Origin of the sequence: Pseudoalteromonas apostichopi, assembly GCF_030297135.1 — a bacterium.
Taxonomy (GTDB): Bacteria; Pseudomonadota; Gammaproteobacteria; order Enterobacterales; family Alteromonadaceae; genus Pseudoalteromonas; species Pseudoalteromonas apostichopi.
This window is the reverse complement of the sequence record NZ_AP028066.1, coordinates 650842-677162: the sequence shown is the minus strand read 5'-3', so window position 1 is coordinate 677162 and position 26321 is coordinate 650842. Positions and strand designations below refer to the sequence as shown.

The 26321-nt window shown below is 39.6% G+C and carries 22 protein-coding genes and 1 pseudogene; 13 read left to right on the top strand and 10 right to left on the bottom strand.

Annotated elements, in window-relative coordinates:
• The first annotated feature begins 46 nt into the window (after positions 1-46).
• Positions 47-1459 (top strand): coniferyl aldehyde dehydrogenase, encoded by a 1413-nt coding sequence (locus tag QUE86_RS19000; protein ID WP_130052470.1) that lies wholly within the window; start codon positions 47-49, stop codon positions 1457-1459.
• Positions 1460-1478: 19 nt separating this feature from the next.
• Here the strand turns inward: QUE86_RS19000 and QUE86_RS18995 are convergent, their stop codons facing one another.
• Positions 1479-2201, bottom strand: coding sequence for a tetratricopeptide repeat protein (locus tag QUE86_RS18995; RefSeq protein ID WP_130052469.1), 723 nt, complete (start codon positions 2199-2201; stop codon positions 1479-1481).
• 546 nt (positions 2202-2747) lie between these two features.
• Here QUE86_RS18995 and QUE86_RS18990 point away from each other — a divergent pair.
• The 3 genes from QUE86_RS18990 to QUE86_RS18980 all read left to right on the top strand — a co-directional run bounded on the left by QUE86_RS18990 (position 2748) and on the right by QUE86_RS18980 (position 6708).
• Positions 2748-3599 carry a DUF6279 family lipoprotein gene (locus QUE86_RS18990; protein ID WP_286260551.1) on the top strand — a complete coding sequence of 284 codons (852 nt, stop codon included), beginning with the start codon at positions 2748-2750 and terminating at the stop codon, positions 3597-3599.
• Positions 3600-3710: 111 nt separating this feature from the next.
• Positions 3711-5546: a serine hydrolase domain-containing protein gene (locus QUE86_RS18985; protein ID WP_286260550.1), complete on the top strand. Its 1836-nt coding sequence runs from the start codon at positions 3711-3713 to the stop codon at positions 5544-5546.
• 118 nt (positions 5547-5664) lie between these two features.
• Positions 5665-6708, top strand: coding sequence for a GGDEF domain-containing protein (locus QUE86_RS18980; RefSeq protein WP_286260549.1), 1044 nt, complete (start codon positions 5665-5667; stop codon positions 6706-6708).
• A 12-nt stretch (positions 6709-6720) separates the two neighbouring features.
• Here QUE86_RS18980 and QUE86_RS18975 read toward each other — a convergent pair whose 3' ends face one another.
• On the bottom strand, positions 6721-7665 hold the full coding sequence (locus tag QUE86_RS18975) for a LysR family transcriptional regulator (protein WP_130052466.1): 945 nt from the start codon (positions 7663-7665) through the stop codon (positions 6721-6723).
• 118 nt (positions 7666-7783) lie between these two features.
• Between QUE86_RS18975 and QUE86_RS18970 the strand changes: the two genes are divergently transcribed.
• From QUE86_RS18970 to ppiC, 7 genes are all read left to right on the top strand, one after another.
• Complete coding sequence (locus QUE86_RS18970; protein ID WP_256853812.1) at positions 7784-8950, top strand: efflux RND transporter periplasmic adaptor subunit; 1167 nt, start codon at positions 7784-7786, stop codon at positions 8948-8950.
• 6 nt (positions 8951-8956) lie between these two features.
• A complete protein-coding gene (locus QUE86_RS18965; protein WP_286260548.1) occupies positions 8957-12103 on the top strand; it encodes an efflux RND transporter permease subunit in 3147 nt (1048 codons plus the stop codon).
• The gene (locus QUE86_RS18960; RefSeq protein WP_286260837.1) at positions 12096-13502 is read left to right on the top strand and encodes a TolC family protein; all 1407 of its coding nucleotides are present in this window, start codon (positions 12096-12098) and stop codon (positions 13500-13502) included. Before QUE86_RS18965 ends, QUE86_RS18960 begins: the two co-directional genes overlap by 8 nt.
• Before the next feature lie 13 nt (positions 13503-13515).
• Complete coding sequence (locus tag QUE86_RS18955; protein WP_130052463.1) at positions 13516-14538, top strand: zinc-binding dehydrogenase; 1023 nt, start codon at positions 13516-13518, stop codon at positions 14536-14538.
• 2 nt (positions 14539-14540) lie between these two features.
• Positions 14541-14939: a thiol-disulfide oxidoreductase DCC family protein gene (locus QUE86_RS18950; RefSeq protein ID WP_353506596.1), complete on the top strand. Its 399-nt coding sequence runs from the start codon at positions 14541-14543 to the stop codon at positions 14937-14939.
• Positions 14940-14997: 58 nt separating this feature from the next.
• Complete coding sequence (locus QUE86_RS18945) at positions 14998-15630, top strand: lysoplasmalogenase (protein WP_286260547.1); 633 nt, start codon at positions 14998-15000, stop codon at positions 15628-15630.
• A 63-nt stretch (positions 15631-15693) separates the two neighbouring features.
• Complete coding sequence (ppiC, locus tag QUE86_RS18940) at positions 15694-15972, top strand: peptidylprolyl isomerase PpiC (protein ID WP_055021968.1); 279 nt, start codon at positions 15694-15696, stop codon at positions 15970-15972.
• A 631-nt stretch (positions 15973-16603) separates the two neighbouring features.
• On the opposite strand, the gene QUE86_RS18935 is transcribed toward ppiC, so the two are convergent.
• The 4 genes from QUE86_RS18935 to QUE86_RS18920 all read right to left on the bottom strand — a co-directional run bounded on the left by QUE86_RS18935 (position 16604) and on the right by QUE86_RS18920 (position 19240).
• Entirely contained in the window at positions 16604-16972 is a 369-nt protein-coding gene (locus QUE86_RS18935) for a hypothetical protein (protein WP_055199149.1), read from the bottom strand.
• A gap of 119 nt (positions 16973-17091) precedes the next feature.
• Positions 17092-17679, bottom strand: a complete 588-nt coding sequence (locus tag QUE86_RS18930; RefSeq protein WP_167659250.1) for a hypothetical protein — start codon at positions 17677-17679, stop codon at positions 17092-17094.
• 103 nt (positions 17680-17782) lie between these two features.
• On the bottom strand, positions 17783-18667 hold the full coding sequence (locus QUE86_RS18925; protein WP_286260546.1) for a hypothetical protein: 885 nt from the start codon (positions 18665-18667) through the stop codon (positions 17783-17785).
• A gap of 135 nt (positions 18668-18802) precedes the next feature.
• Entirely contained in the window at positions 18803-19240 is a 438-nt protein-coding gene (locus QUE86_RS18920; protein ID WP_286260545.1) for a hypothetical protein, read from the bottom strand.
• A gap of 247 nt (positions 19241-19487) precedes the next feature.
• On the opposite strand from QUE86_RS18920, the pseudogene QUE86_RS18915 reads away from it, so the two are divergent.
• Positions 19488-20459: pseudogene (locus QUE86_RS18915) on the top strand (integron integrase).
• A gap of 213 nt (positions 20460-20672) precedes the next feature.
• Here QUE86_RS18915 and QUE86_RS18910 read toward each other — a convergent pair.
• Positions 20673-22079, bottom strand: coding sequence for a YfcC family protein (locus QUE86_RS18910; RefSeq protein ID WP_167657259.1), 1407 nt, complete (start codon positions 22077-22079; stop codon positions 20673-20675).
• A gap of 153 nt (positions 22080-22232) precedes the next feature.
• Positions 22233-23453 carry a M24 family metallopeptidase gene (locus QUE86_RS18905; RefSeq protein WP_286260544.1) on the bottom strand — a complete coding sequence of 407 codons (1221 nt, stop codon included), beginning with the start codon at positions 23451-23453 and terminating at the stop codon, positions 22233-22235.
• Positions 23454-23582: 129 nt separating this feature from the next.
• Here QUE86_RS18905 and QUE86_RS18900 point away from each other — a divergent pair, with 129 nt between their 5' ends.
• Positions 23583-24662 carry a M24 family metallopeptidase gene (locus QUE86_RS18900; RefSeq protein WP_286260543.1) on the top strand — a complete coding sequence of 360 codons (1080 nt, stop codon included), beginning with the start codon at positions 23583-23585 and terminating at the stop codon, positions 24660-24662.
• 16 nt (positions 24663-24678) lie between these two features.
• On the opposite strand, the gene QUE86_RS18895 is transcribed toward QUE86_RS18900, so the two are convergent.
• Both QUE86_RS18895 and QUE86_RS18890 read right to left on the bottom strand, forming a co-directional pair.
• Positions 24679-25287, bottom strand: coding sequence for a flavin reductase family protein (locus tag QUE86_RS18895; protein ID WP_250662136.1), 609 nt, complete (start codon positions 25285-25287; stop codon positions 24679-24681).
• 10 nt (positions 25288-25297) lie between these two features.
• Complete coding sequence (locus tag QUE86_RS18890; RefSeq protein ID WP_286260542.1) at positions 25298-26044, bottom strand: SDR family NAD(P)-dependent oxidoreductase; 747 nt, start codon at positions 26042-26044, stop codon at positions 25298-25300.
• Between the last annotated feature and the right edge of the window lie 277 nt (positions 26045-26321).

Below are 26321 nucleotides of genomic sequence, written 5' to 3'. Positions count from 1 at the left end.
TATAGCTGGTTATAGTGGCTAAAATCGTTTATCAAGAGATGACCTTTTGACTGATATATACGCACAATTACACAGCAAATTTTTAAAACTTAATGACGCCTTTTTGGCTGAGCCTTATTTAGCGCTTGATAAGCGTATTAAGCTTTTAAAAACCATCAAAACTCGCCTCATTGAAAATGAACAGGCCTTAGTTGCAGCAACCAGTAAAGACTTTGGTTATCGTACTGAGTTTGATACAGTGTTAGGCGATCTGCTGCCAACTGTGAAATCGATTAGTGATACAATAAAACGTTTACCTAAATGGGCCCGTAACGAATCGCGCAGCGTCGGTATTAGTTTGTGGCCTTCATCAGCGCATATTCATTACCAACCTAAGGGTGTAGTAGGCGTTATCGCACCTTGGAACTACCCAATTCAATTGGCTTTAGTGCCAGTTATAAGCGCAATAGCGGCTGGTAACAGAGTGATGTTAAAGCTAAGCGAATTTACGCCACATACCAATAATGTTATCAAACAGCTGATGGCAGATACAGTTGCAGAACACTGCATCATTGTTGAAGGTGAAGCCGATACCGCAGCATGCTTTTGTGACCTACCGTTTGCCCACTTACTTTTTACAGGCTCGACATCAGTAGGCCGCAAAGTAATGCAAGCTGCCAGTAAAAACCTAACCCCTGTGACTCTTGAGTTAGGTGGCAAGTCACCGGTAGTGATTTTAGAAGATGTGAATATTAAAGAAGCTGCAAAAACACTATTATTTGGTAAATTAAACAACGCGGGGCAAATATGTGTCGCGCCAGATTATGTGTTTGTGCCTAAAAAGCTTGAACATCAGTTAGTCTTACAGTTGAGTGAGCTTTATAAGAAGTATTATAAACAAGGTGTTGAAGGTAAAAACCTAACTTCAATCGTCTCTGATGCGCAGTACCAACGTTTAAGCGCAACACTGCTTGATGCAAAAGACAAAGGTGCACAAGTGTTTGAGCCTATTGAAGGGCACCAAGTTGATGAACTTAAACATCGCATGGGGTTACATATTTTAACGCAAGTTAATGATGATATGCGTGTAATGCAAGATGAGATCTTTGGCCCTTTACTACCTATTAAAAGTTATGAATCAGAGCAACAAGTGATTGACACCATCAATGGTGACTCCTCACCACTTGCATTATATATATTGGGCCATGACAAAGAGAAAATTAGTAAGCTAAGTTCATCAATCAGAAGCGGTACATTAGCGATTAACGATGTACTTATGCAGGTTACAGCAGATCAGTTACCGTTTGGTGGCATTGGTGAATCAGGAATGGGGCACTATCATGGTGTTGAGGGATTTAAAACCTTTAGCCACGCAAGAAATACCCTAGTATCAGGAAAGTTTAATCCACGCACAAGCCTATTGTTAAAACAAAATAAGCTGTTAATTAAACTGTTAAAATGGATGTACTTGCGCCGTTAAGCGCAAGTACATTACTTGTTTACAAACGTCCGTCAGGGGCGTAAAGGCCTGCCTGTATTTTTGCATAAATTGCGTCTGCTTTTTCTTTAGCAGCTTCAATTTCTGCAGGCATCATATTGCGCTCATCTAGTTTACGACTATGACTTGCATTCATATTGCCATTGTACTCAGCAATTGTATTCCAAATGTATGATTTCTCAAGGTTCTTGGGTACTCCTAAACCTTCGTAGTACATCAAGGCCATATTAAACTGAGCAAGAGTAAAGTTATTCGCTGCAGCTTTTTGGTACCAGCTAAGCGCGGTGCGATAATCTTGAATAACACCTTCGCCATTAGCGTACATAACGCCTAAATTATATTGAGCTGCAGGGTGATTCTTTTTTGATGCCATTTCAAAAAGTGAAATCGCTTTTTCTTTATCAAGTTTAACACCTTTACCTTCTTGATAAAGCACACCCAATGCAAACATTGAATCAGCATGTACTTTCTTTACAGCCTTTTCATACAACTCTGCCGCTTTTCGATAGTCTCGTTGCACACCAAAACCACCTTCGTACATTTTAGCAAGCTCATAGATTGCAGGGGCATAACCTCTATCAGCAAGGTAATTAAATTCATGAAGTGCTTCTTCAAAACGACCTTCATTAGCCGCTAATTGGGCATCTTCAAGGCTGGCATTTGCAAAAGGTGAGAGGATTAACGTACTAGCGAACAGTAGTGATTTAAAATTAGGCTTGATCATAGTCTGCCTCCAAATGTGTTATGTATCAATAATAGGCAATCAGCTATTGATAAAATGCATTGCCAAACAGTCACTGAGCAAAACATCTCTTATAGTTTAGACCCAACAGCTGTAAATGCCTAATTTATAGACAGCGGCAAGCGTTGTAATTAACAAGTAGGCTTAAGATACAGATTTTACAGAAAAATTAAAGAAATAAAAAAAGCCCATGATGGGCTTTTTAGTGTCATATCTACCGTCACCGATATGAGCAATGTAGCAAGTAAAGTGTAACGTTTTATGTCGCTGCTTGGGTCGAGGAAGCCGCAAACAATCAAGTGTTAAATCTTGAACAAATCCAGAAAAACACCATCAAAGCCTTATAGACATTGATATTGTTGTGAGATTAATAGCCTACCTGAACTTGTTGATAACGATTATTACTTAGATTAACGTGGGCGTCAACACTTAAATGATAATTAATTTCATTTATAGGATCTTGCTGATTATTTATTCTCAGTGTTAACTTAATAAGGTACTAATTAAAAATAGATTAATAAATTGAGTATGATGAAAAAAATAGCAAAGTGTTTAATCACATTGAGTTTACTTTTTGCAGTTGCTGGTTGTTCTCCTAGCTTCACTTATAACAATTTAGGTTGGCTGTCAGGATTTTGGATTGATGATTATGTTGACTTAAACAATGAGCAAGCTGAAAAGTTTGAACATATAGTTAAAACCAGCCGTGATTGGCATCGAGAGACTCAACTACCTCTTTATAAACATGACTTAGAAAGTTTAAAACTAATGTTAGAAACTGACGTTAATCACGCTCAATTAAAACAGCATTTCAGCCAAGCAAAGCAACATTGGCAAACACTAGTTGATAAGCTAGAACCAGAATTGATCGATTTAGCAAACGCATTGAGTTATGAACAACGAGTTGAATTTGTAGCGGCACTGCAAGATAAAATCAATGAAGAATATTTAGAGCATCAAGAAAAATCTGCTGAGCAGCACAAACAAGCACGTCTAGATGAAAATCTTGAGAACTATAAAGAGTGGTTTGGCACAAAGTTATCAGCTGAACAAAAAGCACTGATCGAATCGGCATCTAACACTCGCATTAGTACATATTTACTTTGGATGCAGTACAAACAAAAGCGCTTAGATGCTTTAAAATCCTTGTTTATGCAAAAAACTAAGCCTGCGGATTTTGATCAACAGTTAGCGGTGATCATTAATAATCGTTTGGCTTTTATGAGTGATGAATTAATCAAAGCTGACGATAAAAATCTAGATGACTACGTAACCTTACTGCTTGCCTTAAAACCAACACTTACAGACAAACAGCGTCGAAATGTTCGTGAAGAGCTTGATGATCTAATCGATGATGTTACAGATTTAATGAATGACTAAATAATCACGCCTCGCTTATAGTCGTAATTTTAATAAATAACTTTCTAGCTTGCGGTTACTAAATACGCCGCAGGTCAACTTCTTGCTGCCTAAGGAATGGTTTAATAAAACATGAAACACCTTGTAAAATTTTTAGTTATTGCTGTAACGGCATTATTTTTTGTATCTCATGTAACCTTGGCTAACGAAAAGTTTGGGTCAGAAATAGAGTTAAGTAATCAAATTGAACACTCTTTGCATAACGAATCTCTAATAGGCGTTGTTTGGTCAACAGTGAGTGCAAATAAAATTGCGCAAGGTGCAAAAGGCTATGCAGACTTTACGAATTTAAAACCTATGACGACAGCAAATAAGGTGCAAACAGGCTCTATCGTTAAAACACTTATTGCTACAGGGGTGTTGCATCTTGTAACAGATAACAAACTCTCCTTGGATACCCCAGTTACTGAAATATTACCAGATATTGGCTTGCAAAATCCTTGGGCCTTGAACACACCAGTTCGGGTTAGACATTTACTTGATCATACGTCAGGGCTTGAAGACATTCGGCTTTGGCAATTATTAACGACACAAGCAAAGCCTGATATGGCTCTAAAAGAAACCTTTATTGAAAGCCAGTTGCGTATTAGAAATCGCCCCGGAAGCCGCTTATCCTATTCTAATCTTGGTTATGCAATTTTAGCTATGGTGATTGAAGCCGTTGTTAAAGAGCGCTATGAATCTTACTTAGATAAACACTTGCTTGAGCCGCTGGGTATGCACATGAGTACATTTAATTTTGTTTCTCAAGTAGGACAGTTTAGCGATCCTGCGCTTGCTATGGGCCATTTTGAAAATGGCGTTAGCCAAGCCACGTTACCAATGTTTTTAAGACCGGCAGGGCAGTTTACAACGACTGCTTATGATATGGCTTTGTTTGCGCAGTTTTTAATGGGCGATGGCAAGATTAATGACCGCATATTTATTGAACCGACACTATTAACAAGCATGGGAAAGCCTTTTAAAACAGAAGCTGCCTTAAATAATTTAACTGATATAGGCTATGCGCTAGGGGTAACTACACGTGACCGGCATAATGTGGTTGGCAAATGCCACAGTGGCTCTACTTTAGGTTACCGGACCAACTTTTGTTTTTTTCCTGAGCAAAAAAAAGCATTTTTTATCGCTTTTAATGCCGATGTAGAAACTGCAAATTACAAACAATTTGATAGCATGCTGATTAGCAACCTTGGTGTAAATAAGGCCGATGCAATAGCTCCATCAAAAGCGCAAGTAGCGCTTGATGATTGGCAAGGGTTTTACACGCTTTCCCCAAACAGAATGAAAAGATTTGCCTATTTTGATCGTCTACTTCATTTTGCAACAGTGAGCTCAAATGGCGAAACGCTAACATTGTCACCATTTCAGTCTCAGCAAAAAACCTTGCTAGCTATAGGCGATAATTTGTTTCGTGAAAAAACAAAGCGATTTCCTTCACACACTCTGTATATTTCTGAAAATGGTCAACATATGATCAGTGATGGTTTTCGAACATATGAACAAACCAGTCTTTGGAAGTTACTGCCGATGTGGCTCAGCCTCGCCATCGGCGTAATCGCCATACTATGGATATTAGTATATGGCGCTATTTGCTTGGTTAAGGGGCAATTACGCTTGTCGTCACCTCTATTATTGCCTTTTACGGCGACGTTATTTCTTTTTGTACCGCTGCCTTTATTTTTAACTCAATCATTTTTAAATATTGGTGAGTTTACACTTGCCAGTGCATTGTTAGCATTAGCCACGACAATATTACCGTTTGCTATGACTTACGGGTTATGGCGTATATTTGCTCATGAAAAGTTGAGTAAAATGAATTTGTTAAATAGTTTAGCAATGGTAGCTGCTTTGCAATGGTCACTCATTTTAGCACTTTGGGGTGTATTTCCCTTGTTGCTTTGGAGCTAAAATGTTTAACAATTGTAGGTAAAAAAGTGCATTTTTATGCACTGTTTGGTAATAAAATGTTCCTAATTATGGTGAATCACGTTAAAATCTGCTGACTATAATTACAGCAGGAAATCTAATGGATATCGGCGCACTGAGAGGTACTCAGGCTTTACGAAATAACGTTCTGAAATGGATGGGCTTTTGCTTGGGTGTGCTTGCTAGTATCTTTGCCGTTTTTAATTTACTTGTTACAAACGTGATTTTATTAGGGGCGCTTGAAGTTATCTTCGCCCTGTTCTGTTTTTATATTTTCTTTTATACACGAAATCAAAATGGTCATCGCTGGCAATCCGTTACATTATGTATTTTTTTAACGGTTTTAATCACGCTAGGCACGTATTTAAGTAACATAAAAAGCGTGTTGTTTATTTGGACCTGTTCATTACCTATTTTGTTTTATTTGCTATTAGGTAAACAAGTTGGTTTGTACCTTTCATTAATAGCCGCTGTCACTCAAGCCGCGATTCTATTAGCTAAACCTAGTTTAGAACCCCTTAATACTATTAATTTCTTACTTAATTTTTCTTTCACCTACATCAGTATTTGGGCGGTGTCTCATACCTTTGAAAACAGTCGTGCAGAGTATGGACAGCGGCTCGAAAACTTAGCTTTACTTGACCCGTTAACGGGGGCTGGTAATCGCTTAGCAATGACACACTATTTCGAAATTGAACAAACAAATAAACATGGTTTGTTTATACTTATGTTAGACCTTGATTTTTTTAAAAAAATTAATGATCAATACGGCCATGATGTTGGCGATCGTATTCTAATTGAAGTAACCAGTTTCTTTAGGCAACGCATAAGTAAAGGCTATGTATTTCGAATTGGCGGTGAAGAGTTTGCTATCTTCTTACCAGATAGCGACCCGCAAAGTGCATATGAATTTGCAGATATGCTGCGCGAGCACTTATCAACAACTATCCACAATATTGATGAGCAGGCGATAAATTTGACTATTAGCATCGGTGTTGCTTGCTACATGCCAAATCAAACCCTTAAAAACTTTATTAAGCGCGCAGACGATGCGCTATACCAAGCAAAACAGCAAGGTCGAAATAGAGTTGTAACGGCTTATGAGTTAAGCGAACAATTTGCACAACGTAATAAAGCGAGTTAGTGCTTTTTAAACTTAGCCTTTGTACATAGTATCAAAATCAGGAATGTTTGCCTCCCATACAGGAACATCTTTACCAATGTATTCACGCATAGCATCAAAGAATAAACGTGTTCTTACTGGTAAATCTCTATGTGGGTAAACCGCGTACACTGCGCTGTAATCGAGTAATTCCATATCGGTTAAAATTGGTACTAAATCTCCGCGTTTTACCTCATCATCAAGAATAAATGCTGGTGCAAGAACATAGGCATTTCCTGAAATTGCCTTCATCAAAAGTACTTCCGCATCGTTAGCACGAAAGACACTTTTAATATCCTGCTCAATAATATCGCCACCGGCATTACGATAGCGAATACCACTAATGCGTTTACTTGGGCTTGAATAACTAGCGGCAGGCAGCTCTTTTAAATCTTCAACATGCTTTGGCATGCCGTAAGTTTTAATAAATTCTGGTGAGGCCAACAGTAACATACGGTTGCGGGCAATCTTACGGGCAATAAATGACGAGTCTTTAGGTTCGCCAACACGAAAAGCCAAATCATAGCCTTCTGATACTAAGTCAATCAGCCTGTCGTCTAAACGAAGCTCAACTTCAACTTGCGGAAAACGTTTTTGAAAGTCATTAATTACTGGTTGAATATACCTTTTACCGATAATACTTGATGAGGTAATTTTTAACGTGCCACGAGGTTCTTGGTGATAGTTCTCGGCCAGTCTAACAGTATCTGATAATAAATCCCTGAGTTCAGCTGCTTTTTTTACCATTTCAGCGCCTGCAGCAGTCAACGAAAAAGAACGAGTTGTACGGTTTAGTAAGCGCACCCCTAACTCATCTTCAAGACGGCTAATTTGTTTCGAAATGACAGAACGGTCTATATTTCTAGACTCTGCAGCTTTAGCAAATGAGCCTCGTTCAATCACTTCAAGCAGCATTAATAAACGGCTGGTGGTATCCATAGCAGTTCCTTAAAATTTATTGGTGCCATTCTGGCATTAATGAATTTAAAAATCTATCGTTTTTATCCTCTAATTAGTTCCGTAACATTGTCTCCAATCTATTAACAGGAGAGTCGTGATGAACAAATCTATTCTTGCAGTGGCTGTCACCATTGCGAGCTTAACGCTTGCAGGGTGCGGTACTGAAGCCAACCAAGCAGCGCAGCAACAGCATTTACAACCTATCGATGTAGCAAAAGTACTGGTTAAACCCGTACAAAATTGGCACACCTATACAACGCGCTTAGAAGCACCACAAGAAGTAGCGCTTATGCCACGTGTTTCGGGTGTTATCGACAAAATTAATTTTAAGGAAGGTGATAGCGTTAAAGAGGGGGATTTGCTTTTCACCCTTGATGCACGTCCCTTTGCTGCAGTGGTTGATAGCTTAAAAGCGCAAATCGAAAGCGCCAAGGCAGCACTTGAACAAGCTAAAAGTGAAGCAAAACGCGCAGAGCGCTTAACTGAGCGTAAAGCGATTTCAACTGAGCAAGCAGAGTCTCGTAAATCAACCCTTAGACAACGAGAAGCACAATTACTCGCTCTTCAGGCTGAGCTAACTGCAGCTGAGCTTGATTTAGCATTTACGAAAGTTCGCTCGCCAATAAATGGCGTAGTATCGCGCGCCAACATCACCAAAGGTAATAACGTACTTGCCGGACAAAGTGTGTTAACAAGTATCGTATCAAATCAGCAAATGTATGCTTATTTTGATATTGATGAGCGCACGTGGAATCAGTCATTTGCTGATGTAACGGCACAAAGTGAACAAGCGGTTGTGATGCAAAAAGTGGGTGAAACCAGCTTTAACTTTAATGGCAAAATTAATTTCATTGATAACCAAATTAACGAAACTACAGGCACTCTTCGTGTTCGTGCCGTGTTTGAAAATGATGAGCAACAACTTCGTGCTGGTTCATTCGCCCGCATTAAGCTTGCAGCCAATAAAGTAAGCGAAAAGGTCATCGTGCCGGAGCGTGCTATTGGCACAGATTTAAAGAATCGTTTTGTTCTAACCGTTGGTGAAGGCAATGTTCTTGAATATAAGTTAGTTACTGTTGGTGAACGTTATGGCAGCTTACGAGCAATTAAATCGGGACTAAACGAAAACGATGTGATTGCTGTGAACGGTCCTGCTCGTGTGGGTCCAGGTATGCCAATTTCGCCTAATAAAGTAACGATTAATAGCGACGGTATTGCATTCACTCTTTCAAATAATCACTCAGATTTGGTTGCTAAACAGTAGGTCAAAATGAAATTTTCACACTTTTTTATCCAGCGACCCATCTTTGCAGCGATGCTGTCGCTTATCTTTCTCATCGCAGGGGCAATTTCGTTATTTCAATTGCCAGTGAGTGAGTATCCAGAGGTGGTGCCGCCAACGGTTGTTGTTACAGCAAGTTACCCAGGTGCAAACCCAACGGTTATTGCTGAGACTGTTGCAACACCTCTTGAGCAAGAAATCAATGGTACTGAAAACATGTTGTATATGTTTTCGCAAGCAACCAGTGATGGCCGTATGACGTTAACAGTTACCTTTGCGTTAGGAACTGACTTAGACCGAGCACAAGTACAAGTGCAAAACCGTGTAAACAGTGCACTGCCACGCTTACCACAAGAAGTTCAGCGTTTAGGCGTCGTAGCAGAAAAATCATCACCAGATTTAACCATGGTAGTGCATTTATACTCACCAGAAAAAACGCATGATACAACTTACTTAGCGAACTATGCTGACTTGTATATCAAAGACCAAATTGCACGTCTTCCGGGTGTGGGTGATGTACGTATGTTTGGTGGTGGTCAATACTCAATGCGCGTATGGTTAAACCCCGATGCACTATCGGCACGTGATTTAACTGCCATGGATGTAGTTAATGCACTACGTGCGCAAAACCAGCAAGTTGCCGCGGGTAGTTTAGGTGCACAACCTACATCGAAAACAAATCAGTTTCAAATTCTGATGAACGTAAAAGGGCGCTTAAGCTCACAAGAAGAATTTGAAAATGTGATCATCAAAGTAGGTGAACAAGGTCAGCTTACACGCTTAAGTGATGTTGCACGCCTTGAGTTAGGACAAGACACCTATGCATTAAGGGCAATGCTCGATGGTCAGCCAGCTCTTGCTATGCCAGTATTTCAACGCCCAGGTTCTAATGCGATTGAGCTTTCGGACCAAGTGCGTGAAACCATGAAGCTATTATCGAAAGATTTTCCGGCGGGTGTTGAATATGACATTGTTTATGATCCAACAATTTTCGTACGCGGTTCTATCGATGCTGTTATCAAAACGCTACTAGAAGCAATCGCGCTAGTTGTAATCGTTGTAGTGGTGTTCTTACAGACGTGGCGTGCATCGGTTATCCCTCTGATTGCAGTACCGGTGTCTTTAATTGGTACGTTTGCAGTTATGCAATGGCTTGGCGTTTCAATCAATACCTTATCGTTATTCGGCTTGGTTCTAGCCATTGGTATTGTTGTTGATGATGCCATTGTTGTAGTTGAAAACGTTGAGCGTAATATTGAGCAAGGCTTATCGCCACTCGAAGCAACCCGTGTTGCCATGACAGAAGTAACAGGGCCAATTATCGCCATTGCACTTGTACTGTGTGCGGTATTTATTCCAACGGCATTTATTACTGGTTTATCTGGTCAGTTTTATAAGCAATTTGCGTTAACTATTACTATTTCAACGATTATCTCAGCATTTAACTCATTAACACTATCGCCTGCGTTATCGGCATTGTTATTAAAAGGTCATGATGCAAAACCAGACCGTTTAACTAAGCTATTAAACCGTGTATTTGGTAATTGGCTATTTAAGCCTTTTAATCGCTTGTTTGATAAAGGTGCAAATGGCTACGAAAAGCTGGTACAAAAACTGATTCGCATGAGTGTGATTGTATTAGTTGCCTACATTGCGCTTGTTGGTGGCACAGTTAAATTATTTGATGCTGTACCGGGTGGCTTTATTCCACAGCAAGATAAGCAATATTTAGTGGCTGTTGCACAGTTACCTGATGCGGCAAGCTTAGATAGAACCCAAGAAGTCGTGCAAGAAATGGAAAAAATTGCATTACAAGTACCGGGTGTTGCAAATACGGTGTCGTTTCCTGGTTTATCTGTTAATGGTTTCACCAATAGCCCTAATAGCGGCATTGTGTTTACTCCGCTTGCACCTTTTGAAGAGCGTCAAGATCCGAGTATGTCAGCAATGGCGATTGCGGCTCAGTTAAATCAAAAATTTGCCGCTATTGATGAAGCATTTGTTGCGGTATTCCCGCCACCGCCAATTCAAGGTTTAGGTACAACTGGTGGCTTTAAACTACAAATTGAAGACCGTGCTAATAAAGGCTTTGAAGCACTCTTTAATAGCTTACAAGCAACCATTGCTAAAGCTCAGCAAGACCCTGCATTAATGGGCCTTTACTCAAGCTTTAGAATTCAAGTGCCACAAATGGATATCGACATTGACCGTGAGCAAGCGCTGATTCAAGGTATTCCACTTGATGAAGTATTCAATGCCTTACAAGTGTACTTAGGTTCGATGTATGTGAATGACTTTAACTTGTTTGGTCGAACTTATCAGGTTAATGCACAAGCTGATGCTGATTACCGCCAAGATCCTGAGCAAATTTTGAATCTTAAAGTGCGTAACCGCATGGGTGAGATGGTGCCATTAGGTTCTGTATTAACGGTCACGCCAACAACAGGGCCAGATCGTGTAATGCACTATAACGGTTACCCTACAGCTGAACTAAATGGTAGCCCAGCGCCAGGTTATAGCTCTGACCAAGCGCAGCATGCGATTGAAGCAATTCTTGCAGAAACATTACCTAATGGTATTGAGTTTGAGTGGACAGAAGTAACCTATCAGCAAATATTAGCGGGTAATACCATGGTGTATGTTTTCCCACTCGTTGTATTGCTCGTGTTCATGGTACTTGCTGCCCAATACGAGAGCTTAAGACTACCTCTGGCGATTATTTTGATTGTGCCTATGACTATTTTCTCGGCCTTGTTAGGTGTGTGGCTTGTAGGTGATGACAACAACATCTTTACGCAAATTGCATTAATTGTACTCGTTGCACTAGCAAGTAAGAATGCCATCTTAATGGTTGAGTTTGCACGAGATCAGCATAAAGGTGGGATGACACATCTTGAAGCAATTATTAAAGCGTGTCGCTTACGACTTCGTCCAATTTTAATGACGTCAATTGCTTTTACAGCAGGTGTTATACCCCTTGTTTTAGCCACAGGCGCAGGTGCAGAGATGCGTCATGCCATGGGTAACGCTGTATTCTCAGGCATGATTGGTGTAACCGTGTTCGGTTTATTGTTCACACCGGTGTTTTATATGTTAGTAACGAAAAAATCGCAGAAGGAGCAAGATGATGCATAAGCCTCTTCATGCAATCTTTAAACAGGGCAAAGTTTTAAGTGCAATGCTGTTAGCCGGTGTATTAGCTGGCTGCGCACAAAGCGTAGATATGCAAGAGCAGCAAGTTAGCCTGACGCAATTTGTAAGTGATACACAAATTGGTGAACAAAACGAAGGCGCGAGCGAGAATAACTGGTGGCGTCGTTTAGATTCAACCCAGTTAAATAATTTAGTGACTGATGCATTAGCAATGAATCACGACCTAAAAACCAGTCAACTTCAACTTGATGCAGCCATTGCCCGTTTAGGTGCAGCCCGCGCGGAATATTATCCGCAGGGCAGCCTAAGCGTAGGTGCAGAGCGCAGCAGCTTAGATGGCGTTATTACACGTCAATCAAACGCTGGGGTTAATGTTAATTGGCAGCTTGATTTGTTCGGCCGTATTACCGCGTTAGTCGATGCTGCTAATGCGGGCGCATTAAACCAAGCAGAGCAGCTAAGAGCATTACAGGTTGAAGTGGTTTCAGCTGTGGTGCAAGGCTATGTCAGCTATCAAGGTAATGTGCAAAAGCAAGCTATCATTGAGATGCAAATCGAGGCACTCGAGCAAAGTATTGATGTACTAAAAGCGCGAGTAGAAGAGGGTGTTACGAATGAGCTTGATCTTAACCGCACCCTTGCGCAGTTAAAGCAACAACAAGCGCTTATTCCTGAGCTTAGTTACTTGCAATATCGCGACTTAGCAACCCTTGCGGTGCTAACCGGTCGACTTGCAAGCGACATAACATTGGTCGAAGAGCCTGAGTTACTCAGCCACCAATTTAGCGTGTCGTTTAGTAAAGCGAGTGAAGCAATGGCACTGAGACCCGATATCACCAGTGCCTTGTATCAATTTAGTCAGGCTTATTCATTGAGTGTTGCAGCCTCAAAAGCGTTACTGCCTGATATTAGTTTGGCAGGGTTTGCAGGTGTGGTGAGCTTAACCAGTAATGGTTTAGAAGATACTGTGCAACAATGGCAAGTAACGCCAAAAGTTGAATGGTCATTGCTCAGCTATCCTGCATTATTAGCTCAGCGTGATGCACAGCAATTTTTAAGTGAAGCCGCTTACAGTAACTACCAAAGTAAAGTATTAAAAGCCATTAGCGATAGTGAACTTACTTTACAAAGGCTAGTCAAACAGCAGCAACAGTTAAGTTATGCTGATCAGCGTTTTAATTATGCGAATAAAGCATTTGGTCAAGCTCAAGCAATGTATCAAGAAGGACAAATTCCTTACTTAGAGTTGTTAGATGCGAGACAGGATGTTTTAATAGCGCAAGAGAACGCTGTTGATTCAACAATTGCTTCATTACAGGCCAAAGTAAGTGCTTATCAAGCGTTTAATGGTCGTTGGAGCTTTGAACTAAACAACCTTTAACCCAGAGTATTAAATGTCACATATTCAACAAACTACAGATCTTCCGTCAACAATGCGCGCGCTTGCACTGATTGAGCCGAATGACGCGATTGCGTTATCTGAGCTTTCTGTGCCAGTACCGAGCCCTGAAGGCAATGAGCTCTTGATTAAAGTTGAATATGTGGGCTTAAATCATGGTGATGCCAACTTTGCAAAGCAAGGCTTTTGCAAATGGCATTACCCTCATGTTTTGGGCCATGACGCTGTTGGGGTGGTTGTTCAAGCAAATAAAGGTGTATTCCCTGGTGTTGGTGCGCGTGTTGTATGGCATGCCAGCCTTGGTGACCAAGGTGTGTTATCTGAATACACTACAGTGCCTAACTATGCAGTATCTGTAGTGCCAGATAATGTATCTCCGGCAGACGCTGCAACCTTACCTTGTTCAGGTATGACGGCATTAATCGCCCTTGATAAATTGCAGCTAAGCGAAGGGGATTCACTGTTTATTGACGCCGGTGCTGGCGGCGTTGGCCAATTCGCTATTCAGTTTGCTAAGCAACGTGGTGCGACTGTGTTTACCACTGCCAGCAAACACAATCATAAGTTACTTAAGCAATTAGGCGCTGATGTTGTGTTTGATTATAATGACCCTAAACTCCAGGATAAAATTCGTCGTGAACTTGGTCCGCAGGGCTTTGACGCGGTGCTTGATTGTATCGGTGGCGATACCACCATTCGCAACGTTGAGCTAATGCGTTTTTGTGGTCGCATCGCCTGTTTAAATGAATTACCTAAGTTTGAACAAGAACTTATGTTTAGACGCGCTCCCAATATTGGCATTGTATCGTTAGGTGGTGCATGGCTTGCAAACAGTTTATGTGCTCAGCAAAGATTAAGCTTTATGGGTAACTTATTACTTGATAATGCAGCGCGAGGCGAGATCAAATTGCCGCAAATCCATGCCGTAGACTTTACCGCTGAGGCTGTTTCAGCTGCTTTAAATAAACAACTTGCTGGTGGTTTTACAGGTAAACAAGTTGTACAAGTAAGCGGTTAAACTTGCGTACTCACTGCCCAGTCATTTTGTTTGATGGTCAGTGCAATCTGTGCCATTTTTGTGTGCGGTTTATTCTTCGCTTTGATAAGCAAATTACCTTTAAGTTATGCCCCATGCAAAGCGATAAAGGTGAGCGTTTATTAAAGGCATATAAAGTCAAAGATCCACTTTCCTCAATGTTAGTGATTGATAAAAACCAGCTATATAAACAAAGTGATGCTGTATTATTTATCGCAACGAAATTAGGTTTTCCATTCTCTGTCGCTAACGTGTTCAAGCTACTGCCAAAAGGCTTTCGCGATCGTGTGTATGATTGGGTTGGCCGTCATCGTTATCGGTTTTTCGGCAAACAAACAAAGTGTAAGTTATTGTCCGAAAAACAAAAGCAGCATTTTTTATAAACATTTAAAGTAAAGCTTGCTATTCTCGTTATTGGGAACAAATAACAATAATAAGAATATGAACATTCTCTTTCTAATCTTAAGTACAGTTTACATTGCTTTACTGCTATTTATGCCGGCATTGCCTCAGCCTTTTATGGCGCTATTTAAAACGTTGCCAATCGGTGTGTTGATTGTGATGGTGTTAAAAGGGCGCAGTCAGTTACAAAATCGAACTTTTATTACTTTATTATTCGCTCTTAGTTTTTCAGCACTAGGTGATGTGTTGTTAGCCTTTGATACAGGGCAACTTTTTATAGGTGGTTTAGCTGCATTTTTTGTAAGCCACGCTTTTTATATCATTACTATGTTGCCAATTAAAAACTGGCGACTAGACGTTGTACTCCTTTATCTATTTTTGGCCATCATCGTTTTTTGCTTATTCTACCCAAACCTGAATGACCTGCTCATTCCTGTGATTTTTTATATATTGGTGCTCACCATAATGGCAAGTATTACTTGGATGACGGATAAATCGAACGGTTTTTTAGTGTTAGGTGGGGCAGTGTTTGTAATATCAGACTCTATACTAGGCCTTAATCGTTTTTATTTAGAAATAGCGCATGCAGATATCGCAATCATGGGTAGTTATTATTTAGCGCAATTTTGTTTGGTGACAGGTTTTTTGCAAGCAACAGGTAAACATAAATAGCTGCAGTGGCTCAGTGGTGATTGCCGTGATAAAATATGCGCGTTTTAATTTTCGAGATTTCCCATGGCAAATACAGCGCACGCACTGCACATTCTTGTTAAGCACAAAGAACAAGCTGAAGACATTATCAAGCAACTTAAAAAAGGCGCTAAGTTTCAGACTCTAGCTAAAAAACATTCAACCTGTCCGTCGGGTAAAAAAGGCGGCGACTTGGGCGAATTCAGACGTGGTCAAATGGTGCCCCAGTTTGACAAAGTAGCATTCAGCGGAGAAATCTTAGAGCCACATCTAGTTAAAACGCGCTTTGGTTGGCATGTAATCAAAGTGCTATACAGAACGTAAAGTTTAAAGCCACACTAAATTTAAAAAGACACGTTGTTAGTCTTAAACTTTTCATTTCAGTGAGTTAAAACGCTAGGTTTTAACTCATTTTTGGACAAAAACACGTTAGAGTATTTAATCAGTAACGCCAAGCGCACCAGAAAACACGAGTATTTTGGCCGAAGGCCAGCGAGAGGTTTTCTGAGTGACGCGCCTTGTTAGGCATCTTGTAGCTGGAACTTTTTCTTTGTATTTTCAAAAAGAATAAATCCAATAATTGTGCCGAACGGAAAGAAAGGCATTAGCAAAAAGCCGCATGTTCTTGACGCTAGCCTTCCAAATTCAGATTGAATATTACACCCGTAAGCAATTGAAAAGTGCAGTAACGGAAAAAACACATTCATTAGTGGCAAGTAAAACCTCCCAGCTTCAGTAATATTATCTCCAGCTAAAAAATTGGGAATTCCAAACAGAATAAGACTCAGAATTCCGAGGAAAACATGCCATTTCGTAAGGGTTTTGAAATTTGCCAAATGCCTACCTTTGTATGCCTAACGCCCTAATAATGGGCAAAAAATTGTTGGCTAAAATGTTGAGGAACGTAAACAGCCAACTGTTTTTTGTCCTTATTTATTAGCTTGTTATAAAGCATTTATACCAAGCTTATTACTGGCTTATCTGTGCTTAGAACATTTAAACACTCATTGCTGCCTTTAATCAAATACTCACTTAACGTAGTGTCTTTGGATAAGAAGCCAGCGCGATTACTTTCTTGAGCTAACCAACCAGAATCATGTATTTGTAAAATCCAATTACTAGTTATTTGATTGCTTACCCAAAATTCTAATAAATCACCTTCATCAAGACACCTAAATCCGATTGGCTGATGAAAACATACTTCAATTCGTAAATTAGAATCAGCGACAACTACTACTTTTAAATAGTCTAAATCGTAGTTGATTGATTCAATATATGTTTGATTACCACTATAACTTGTGAACTCAATAGTTGAGGCTTTCATCAAAACTTCCGTGCTTTATAACGCCTTACTAATGGGCGCAAAATGTAGCTTGGCTAAACTTAGCGACGAAGGAGCACAAGCCAAGCATTTTGCGTCCTTTTGAGTAACTTGTTATATGGCTATTTGCTGTCTAGCCAACACTTAGAAAATACTATGTTATTAGAGTTTGAAACAACAAGTTTATGCACATAATTTAAACCATGGGCAGGTTCTGGGTCTTTACCAACCATATACACAGTATTAGATGAGGAAACCATTTTTTCATTAATACTTACCGATGCATCATTATTTAGTAATACTCCTTCGAATAATCCTTGGTAACCTGCCATAACATGAATTGCTTTATTTAATTCTTGCCCACGCAATCCTTCTGTCGGTATCCAAAGGCTTGAATGATCAACAAGTTTGTTTGGTGGCAATTCAGACAAGCTATTAATTATGAATGCTTTTGCATTTTTTAAATAAGGCTTATGAGTTGCCATATTTCTTTCAACAAAGTTTATTGCTTTTGAAACAGAAACAATAACTTTTGAGTTGTTAGTTTTATAGAAAATAGCAGGTAGCTCGTAAGATTCGGGATGGCTTAAATTGGATTTCCATTTAACTGGATATTGATTTGACTCACAAGGATCGGTTTCAGCGTTCACAAAGCTAGAAACTAAAAATACTAATGAGACTAAAATTTTCTGCATACTTTCACTAGCCATATAACGCCCGCATAAGGGGCTGATTAATGTTTGGCTAAAATGTGAAGTGGAGCGGAACCGAGCCAAACTTTAGCAGTCCCGTGCTTAATGCGCTTGTTATGTGCTAATTGGCTAAGCCTGCTTTAAAGTTTGATAAAACTTTCTTCTTTAACTTGCTATCATCTAAAAAGTTAAGAAAGCTCGCCTTTATTTTGATTTTATCTTTATAGCTTTGATTTAATTTTTTTATTTTACCTTTATCAGTCTGTTGATAGGAATGTCCAAATTCGTTTAAAAAGCAAATAGATAGAAGGTGTGTACACCGAAGTATATTTAAGGTTTTATCTTTATCATCATTGTCAATTTTAGAAAAATACTCGATGACTCGTCTAAGCGGATCGTAACTGTGTTTTAACTTAGGAACTAAATCATCAAATTCAATAACTTTGTTGTTACTTACTACCCATCCGCTAAATCCTTTAAGTTCATTACGGTAAAAGTGGTTCGAATCATCATCTTGCTTATACCCCAATTCAGTTAATAAGTTGGATTCACAAAAAATATTTTTAAATGTTTTTACATAAAGTAAAAAAGTAATATCTTCTTCATCTGCAACCGTTGAGTCCATAGATAATAAGTCTTCTTCTGTTTTTATGCAGAAGTGAATTAAAACAAGAAACCTATATATGAAGCTGTTGAGGTAGTATTGGTTTGTCTGGAACCACTCTTTCTCACTAATGTTATGGTAACCCTTAGAAATATTTTTATTAAAATTAAACATCCTGTAGTTAAACTCCTCTGCGGCATTTAACAAAGGTACTTTTGTTTTCACAATCTCTTCTTTTAGTAATTTCTTTTGTTCGAATTTATATTCTTTTTGAAGTTTGTAATTTAATGAATAATTTTCATGGAAGACTTTAAACAACCAACCTAGTCCAAATATAAAAAGAGAAGTAATAGCTGAAACGATGGCTGCTTGAAGTTTTACATCTAATTCTAAAAAGTTCACTTGTATTCCTTTACTCGATTCTTGCCAACTACTGAAAGCACATAACACCCGTTTAAGAGGCGTAAAATGCATGGCTATAATTAAGCGAAGAATGAGCGCAAGCCATGCTTTTTGCGTCCTTTCTTGAAACGTTTGTTATGTGCCAATTTGCTTTGACAAGAAACGTGTTACTCTCAGACGTTCCTGTTCATAGTATTCTTCACGTTTTTCCATATGGATAGTCGGCCCACAAGAACCAACAAAAAGCTCATTTTCATCAGGAATAGCAAATACTACATATTTAACTTTTTCTTCGAATGGAAAACCACATGCAGCAGAATCCATTCTTGTTGTAACCTTAATTTTTTCAGCAGTAATTCCTTTATAACTTTGCTCTACAACTAAAGTGACGGCTTTCAACTTTGAATACTTAAACCAGCCATCTTCTTTCACTTTTATGGTATCGATCGATTCGACGACCCCAGAGAAAACCACTGGATAATCTTTAAATGCTTCTTCAATGTCGTATCCCATGCAACTACAAGCTAAAGAATGGAAAGAGATTAAAGAAAACAAAAAGACTAAAACTTTCACCCACACTCTCCTTGGCACATAACATGTTTATAGCGAGCTAATCGCGCGTTTTTCTACCACAGCGTAGCTCGTTTTTCTTATTAGATTATTTCTAACAAACTTGTTAACTAATTACCAGTGTTATTAAAATTTAGGAGTTCTCGCTTTTACCTCAGGATAAAAACGAGCGATTGGGTCGTTTTCTTGACTATACGAGCGACTGAGCTAAAACTGTATATATATACAGCTTCATTTCAAAGGAATGAAAATGAAAACTCGCTCTCCTTATTTAAACTACATTGCAGACTATATGCTCACTCGTCAGTATTCATTAAGAACAATTAATGCTTATTTAGGTTGGATCGCAAAATTTATTCACTTTCACAACAAACGTCACCCAAGCTCAATGGGAGATGCAGAAGTCAAAGCGTTTTTAGACCATATTGTATTAAAACGTAATATGTCACCTAGAACACAAAGTGCAGCTTTAAATGCGCTCGCTTTTTTATATAAACATATTGTCAAAAATGAGCTTTCTTTAAACTTGAATTTTGCACGAAGTAATCGACAACCCAAGCAGCCTGTAGTGATGACGCCTGATGAAGTAAAGCAATTGATGAGTCATCTTTCCAAGCGATATTACTTAATCACGGGGTTAATGTATGGAAGTGGTTTGCGTGTGATGGAGGCGGTGCAATTGCGAGTAAAGGACATTGATTTTGATTAGAAATGCATTCAAATTTGGAACGGAAAAGGCAACAAGCATCGTATAGTTACTCTTGCAACGGAGTTGATCCCATTACTTAGAAATCAAATTTTGCAAGTTGAAGAATATTTAAGATTAGATTTACAAAACGAGCGATACGCAGGTGTGTGGATGCCTAACGCTTTAACTCGTAAATATCCCTCAGCTAATAAATCACTAGCGTGGCAATACTTATTTCCTTCCTACAAATTAAGTGATGACCCAGAAACTGGCGAGATACGTCGCCACCATTTCCACCCTACATGTGTTAGAAAAGCGATTAAAAAAGCATTAAAGCAAACCAATATTACAAAGGTTATTACGCCTCATACCTTGCGCCATTCATTTGCAACGCACCTATTGCAAAGTGGCGCCGATATTCGCACCGTTCAAGCACAATTGGGCCATTCTGATGTCAAAACCACACAGATTTACACCCATGTTTTACAACAAGGAGCAAACGGTGTTGTAAGCCCATTAAGCAAAATTTTCTAGCTATTATTAAAGATGCGTTAACTTATCATTCAATGTGTAGGGCTTGGACCGTTTCCTGATTGCTCAAAGCAGCAGTTAGAGCATTTAACCTAACTTATTTTGGGGCAGCAGTGAGTTACGGATGAAGCTCTGACTTTGTAAAGAGCTGTCATTCATTTCCAACTCATTTGATCCAAAAATGTGTTGCTAAAAAGAACTCAAAACACAACAAACTTAATTAAGTGTGGGCTGCACATCTAAGCCATAGCCAAACATTACAGCTAATACTAATACAACTGATGCTGCGACCATTAGTTTAATCAGCAGTGGTAAACAGAATCTAAACCAATGGCCGTAAGGCACACCTGCCATCCCTAAAATGCCCATCAGTACAGCATTGGTCGGAATGATCATATTTGAAAAGCCATCACCAAATTGATAAGCAAGCACGGCAACTTGTCTTGGGACACCCACTAAATCACCTAGTGGGGCCATCAATGGCATAGTGACATAAGCTTGTCCTGAACCTGATGGAATAAAGGTATTAAGTAAGGTTTGAATAACTAACATGCCTATTGCTGATATTTCAGCTGATACATAAGAAAGCGGTAACGACATACCATGTACAAGGCTATGCAGGATTTGACCGTCTTCTAAAATAAGTGCGATACCGCGTGCAACACCAATTAACACTGCGGTGGTAACAAGATCAGACACGCCCTCTATAAATTTGTTTGCTGCTTCATCAGCAGATAGTTTGCCTAAAATGGCTACAACGACACCCCAAGCGATAAAAACACCGCCTAGCTCGTATAAGTACCAGCCTTTAGTTGCTATACCCCATACTGCAATTGCAAGGGTAATGATAAAACTTCCTAAAATAAGTTTATGGCGCAGGGCAAGTGCTGGGTAACTTGTTGCTGTTTGATTTTCAAGTGGGCAAGGCACGCCAATCATCATCGATTTAGACGGATCGTTCGCTACCTTTTTGGTGTATTGCCAAACATGATGAAAACCAATGAGCACAAATGGAATAAATATAGCTAAACGTAACCACAGACCAGAGTAAACTGGGATCCCTGCAATTTGCTGTGCGATTAATACGGTAAATGGGTTAAATGCCGATACACCATAACCAATACCATAACCTGCTACTATCATACCTACGGCAGTCATTGCGTCTAGGCGCATTGCTTTACACAGCGCAACGAGAATAATAACAAAAGGAATATATTCACCGGCGGTACCGATACTGCTTGATGCCAAGGCAAAGCAAAACACCACCATAAAGATTAATCGCTGCGGCTTTTTACCGTGTCGCTCTAAAAGCCTACCAATGAGTGCATCAACAGTGCCTGTGGCACGTGCAACAGCTAATACGCCGCCAACGATTAAGACAAAGAAAATAACATCTTGAGCAGCAGCAAATGCACGAGGTATGGCTTGTAATAAATCCCATGGGGTTAAGTAATGGCGTTCAGCAACCGTTTGATAGGTACCCGCAACGACCATTTCGCGGCCAGATTCACTCAGTGTCGTGCTGAAAAAACCTTGTGGTACTAACCATGTAGCAATAAGCGCAACAACCATCATGCCAAGCAGCAGTATCAAGGTATGTGGAACTTTAAAACGTAAACCCATTTATTCTCCGTAATTATGTTAGGTTAAATTGTTAAAATCATAACATGATAAAAGCTGATAGATTGTCTCAAAAATATATACACTGTTAAAAAATGTAATAATTTAGACACAAAAAAAGGCCAGATAGCTGACCTTTTAATAGTTATTTAGATTTTATTTAGCTAGGCCAAATGGGTCATCAATGCTATGAGCTGGCTCGGTAAACCAGCGCGGGCCTGCGTCTGTCATATAAAAATGATCTTCTAAGCGAATACCAAACTCATCAGGTACAACAATCATAGGTTCATTACTAAAACACATACCTGTTGCGAGTGGAGTAGGGTTACCACCAACAAGGTATGGCCATTCATGAATATCTAAACCAATGCCATGGCCTGTTCTGTGTGGGCAGCCTGGTGTTTGATATTCTGGTCCCAGGCCATTTTCAGCTAAGTACTGTCTTGCAGCATCATCTACTTTGCCACATGGCTCACCAATTTTTGCTGCAGCAAAAGCGGCTAGTTGGGCATTTTTCTCGTGTTGCCAAAACATACGTTGACGTTCGGTTGCTTCACCAAATACATAAGTACGGGTAATGTCAGAGAGGTAATCATGTACTTTACAGCCAGTATCAATCAGTACCACATCACCTTTTTTAAGGGTTTGTGGGTTTTTAACGCCATGCGGGAAAGACGACGCAACACCAAATAGCACAATACAAAAATAGTTACCCGGTGCACCGACTTTTTGGTGGGCTTTTTTAATAAAGGCTTCTACTTCAGTAGTGGTGATACCTTCATAAAGCATGCTCGCCGTTGCTTTGTGTACTTCTAAAGTCATGTCCATAGCACGTTGCATTAAGGCAAGTTCATTGGCTGATTTATGCATGCGGCAGTGAGCTGTTACGCACTGTGCGTTAACAATATTATAATTACCATTAGCTTTATTAATGCCGTCGTAGATGAAAAACTGTGCGCTTTCATCAATACCAAGGGTGCCATTTTTGCTAATACCCATTTCTGACAGTACTTCAACACATAGTTGGTATGGGTTTTCGTGCTCTTGCCAGCCTCGAATTGGGCCATCAATCACCATAAAGTCGTTTAAGCTGCCGATTTCAAAAAACGGTGCGATATATTGCACATCACCTTTAGCAGGTAAAATAGCGCCAACTAAACGCTCACTTGCGTACCAACGCATACCTGTAAAATAAGCAAGGTTAGTGCCTGCATTTAAATATATTGCATCAATGTTATTTGCTTGCATATACGCTTGTGCTTTTGCGATACGCGCATGAAATTCGTCATTTTGAATAGGGGTTAAATCTGTTGTCATATCTGACAAAGAGTCAAGCGCCTGCTCTGGCGTTTGTGTGCCAATACCGTATGTTGTCATTGTGTACTCCTTGGTTTTTTGTGCATTGTGGCTTGAGTAAACACCTGATGCAAACTCACTGCGACTAATCGCATAATATTCGTATTTATGTACATAACTGTTAGCATGCGCAAAAAATAAGGAGCGACAATGCAAGTTAATTACTTAAAAAGACAAGCTGAATTTAAAGCCTTACTAGAACAACAAGGTTACAGCGCCATGTTAGTACTAGGTCATGAAAATATTCGTTACTTAAGTGGTTTTAGTGGTAATGCTGCTTATGCATTAATTACTCAAAATGCGTGTGTGCTGATTACAGATTATCGTTACCATCAACGTGCAATTGCAGAAACAACAGGATTTGAGGTTGTTTGTAGAGATAGAGACAACGAAACTCTTGGTCATTGTATTAACAGGCACCTTAAACCAAACAGCCATGTCGCATTTGATGCAAGTTATGTCACGGTAGCAATTTGGCAAGGTGTTGCAGATGAGCTTAATGGTCACACTCTAACAGCCATAAACGGTCTAATAGAAAAGCTAAGACGCGTTAAAGATAGCTGGGAAGTAGCGCAAATTAAAGCTGCTGCAGCTATTGCTGATGATGCCTTAGCACAAACGCTGCCTTATTTTAAACCAGGTGTGACTGAACGAGACCTTGCCTTAGAGCTTGAATATAGAATGCAAAAGCTAGGTTCAGAAGGAATGTCGTTTGCAACTATTATGCTGTTTGCTGAACGTTCTGCACTGCCGCATGGCAATCCATCAGATCAGGTTTTAAAGCATGGTGACTTTGTAACACTTGATTTTGGTGCCGTTGTAAATGGTTATCGCTCTGATATGACTCGTAGTTACATTATTGGCGAAGCGTCAGAAAAACAAACCCGTATTTATAATACTGTTCTTGATGCGCAAAATGCGGCACTTGAAATGGTTAAACCGGGCGTTAATTGTTTAGAATTAAATGCTATGTCAAATAAGGTGATTGCGGATGCGGGGTTTGGCGAATACGCCGGAAAAGGCCTTGGCCATGGTTTAGGGCTATTTTTACATGAAGTGCCATTTATCAACACACTCACAGATTACAACCTTGAAGTAGGTAATGTGATCACCATTGAACCTGGCATTTATATACCAGGCTATGGTGGTGTGCGACTTGAAGATGACATAGTTGTCACCGAGTCTGGCTTTGAGGTGTTAACCCATGCGCCTAAGCCATTCATAATCTAATGCTTAAATTTAGCGATTACTTTTTAGCATAAGCTAAGCGGGCTAAACGTTCAGTTACATGGTAACTATCAAGCCCGCTAACTGCGACTGTATCAATGGCTTCAATATCGACAAAGCCGTCTTCTTGCAAACAAGCCTCATCTAAGTAGATATCAGTGATTTCTCCAATAATAAGCTCAGTGCCATTAATGGCAAGGTGGTGGTGTTCTTTCAGTTCAAGTGCATATTTAAGCTTGCTCTCTTTAACAAAAGGTGCTGTGAAGTTATTTAGGTATTCAGTGCAAAGCCCTGTAGCATCAAATTCAGATTCGTCTTTGTCGTAGCGTGCAGATGTTTGATGTGCTTTATCATAGATATTTTTGTTCACATGGTTAATCGTGTACTGCTTAGTGGCTAATAAGTTCTCTAGGGTATGGCGAGGCACTGAATGAGGCCTAATGATCATACCCACTAAGGGGGGATGTGCCCCAAGATGAAATACTGAACTCACGATAGCTAGATTAGTTTGGCCATTATTATCTTGTGTGCCAACTAAGTTGGCACTTTTAAACCCCGACAAACTATTAATTAAATGGGCGCGGTAGCGGTTTTCTAGATCTGCAATGGCTTGTTTTGTAAAATGCATAATTGTCCTGTTACCAGTCTATGGGTTTTCCTTGCCAGTCAAAGTAGGCAGGGCTGGGTGATTGTTGTAAATAATCATTATCACTTATAAATGAATAGAGCTGCTGGGCTACAAACTCAGGAGTAAATAGCTTACCTTCGGGCACATTGGCTTGAAAGGGCTTAGATAATGGCGTATCAGTAGTACCTGGGTGAAATAAAACGCAGTGGCATTTTTTATAACGTCTATTTAGCTCAATCGCTGCCGATTTAAATAACATGTTTAGTGCCGCCTTAGATGCGCGATAGCTGTACCAACCGCCTAATTTATTGTCACTAATGCTGCCAACACGTGCACTCAGTGCACATACAACCGTTGCTACATGCGGCTTTAAAAGCGATGAAAATAAAGTCACGCAGCGAATCGGCAGTAGGGAGTTTGTATGCATGCTATTTATAAAGTGCTGCTCAGATATTTGCTCAAGTTTACGTTCAGGCGCATTATCTGGATCATGCAGCAGGCCGTTAAATATCATCAATTGTGCTAAATCATATTGGTTACTAGTTAATTCTACGGCAATTCCTCTTAGGCTTTGCTCTGAGTAATCAGTTATAAAATGCTGGTGGCTGATCTCTTTGTTTGATATTTCATCAAAAGGCGCCTTAAATTCACCCCGACTGATGGTTACGATATGACCACTTCTGATTTGTTTTCTTAGAGTAGTGAAATAGGCTTTAGCGATTTCACTGCTTGCACCGCACAAAATATAGAGTTGCATTTTTGACCTGTTATAAAAATATTTGAAATTTTTTTTCGCTCAAACTATCACCAACTAATAAAATGATAGTAGCTCTGTTTATCTTGATCTAACCCTAGAAACATATAAAAAAAGGCGGGTAAAGATTTGACCATACAAAAATGAAAGATGCCTTAATTCACAGGCATTTTATCATTTTAATTGGTAAGTCCATTTTACCAATTGCCCATATTGTAAAGTACAGTATCTGACTAGGCGGCGTATTTATTACACTTTTATGTTTACAGATTGGTTATTC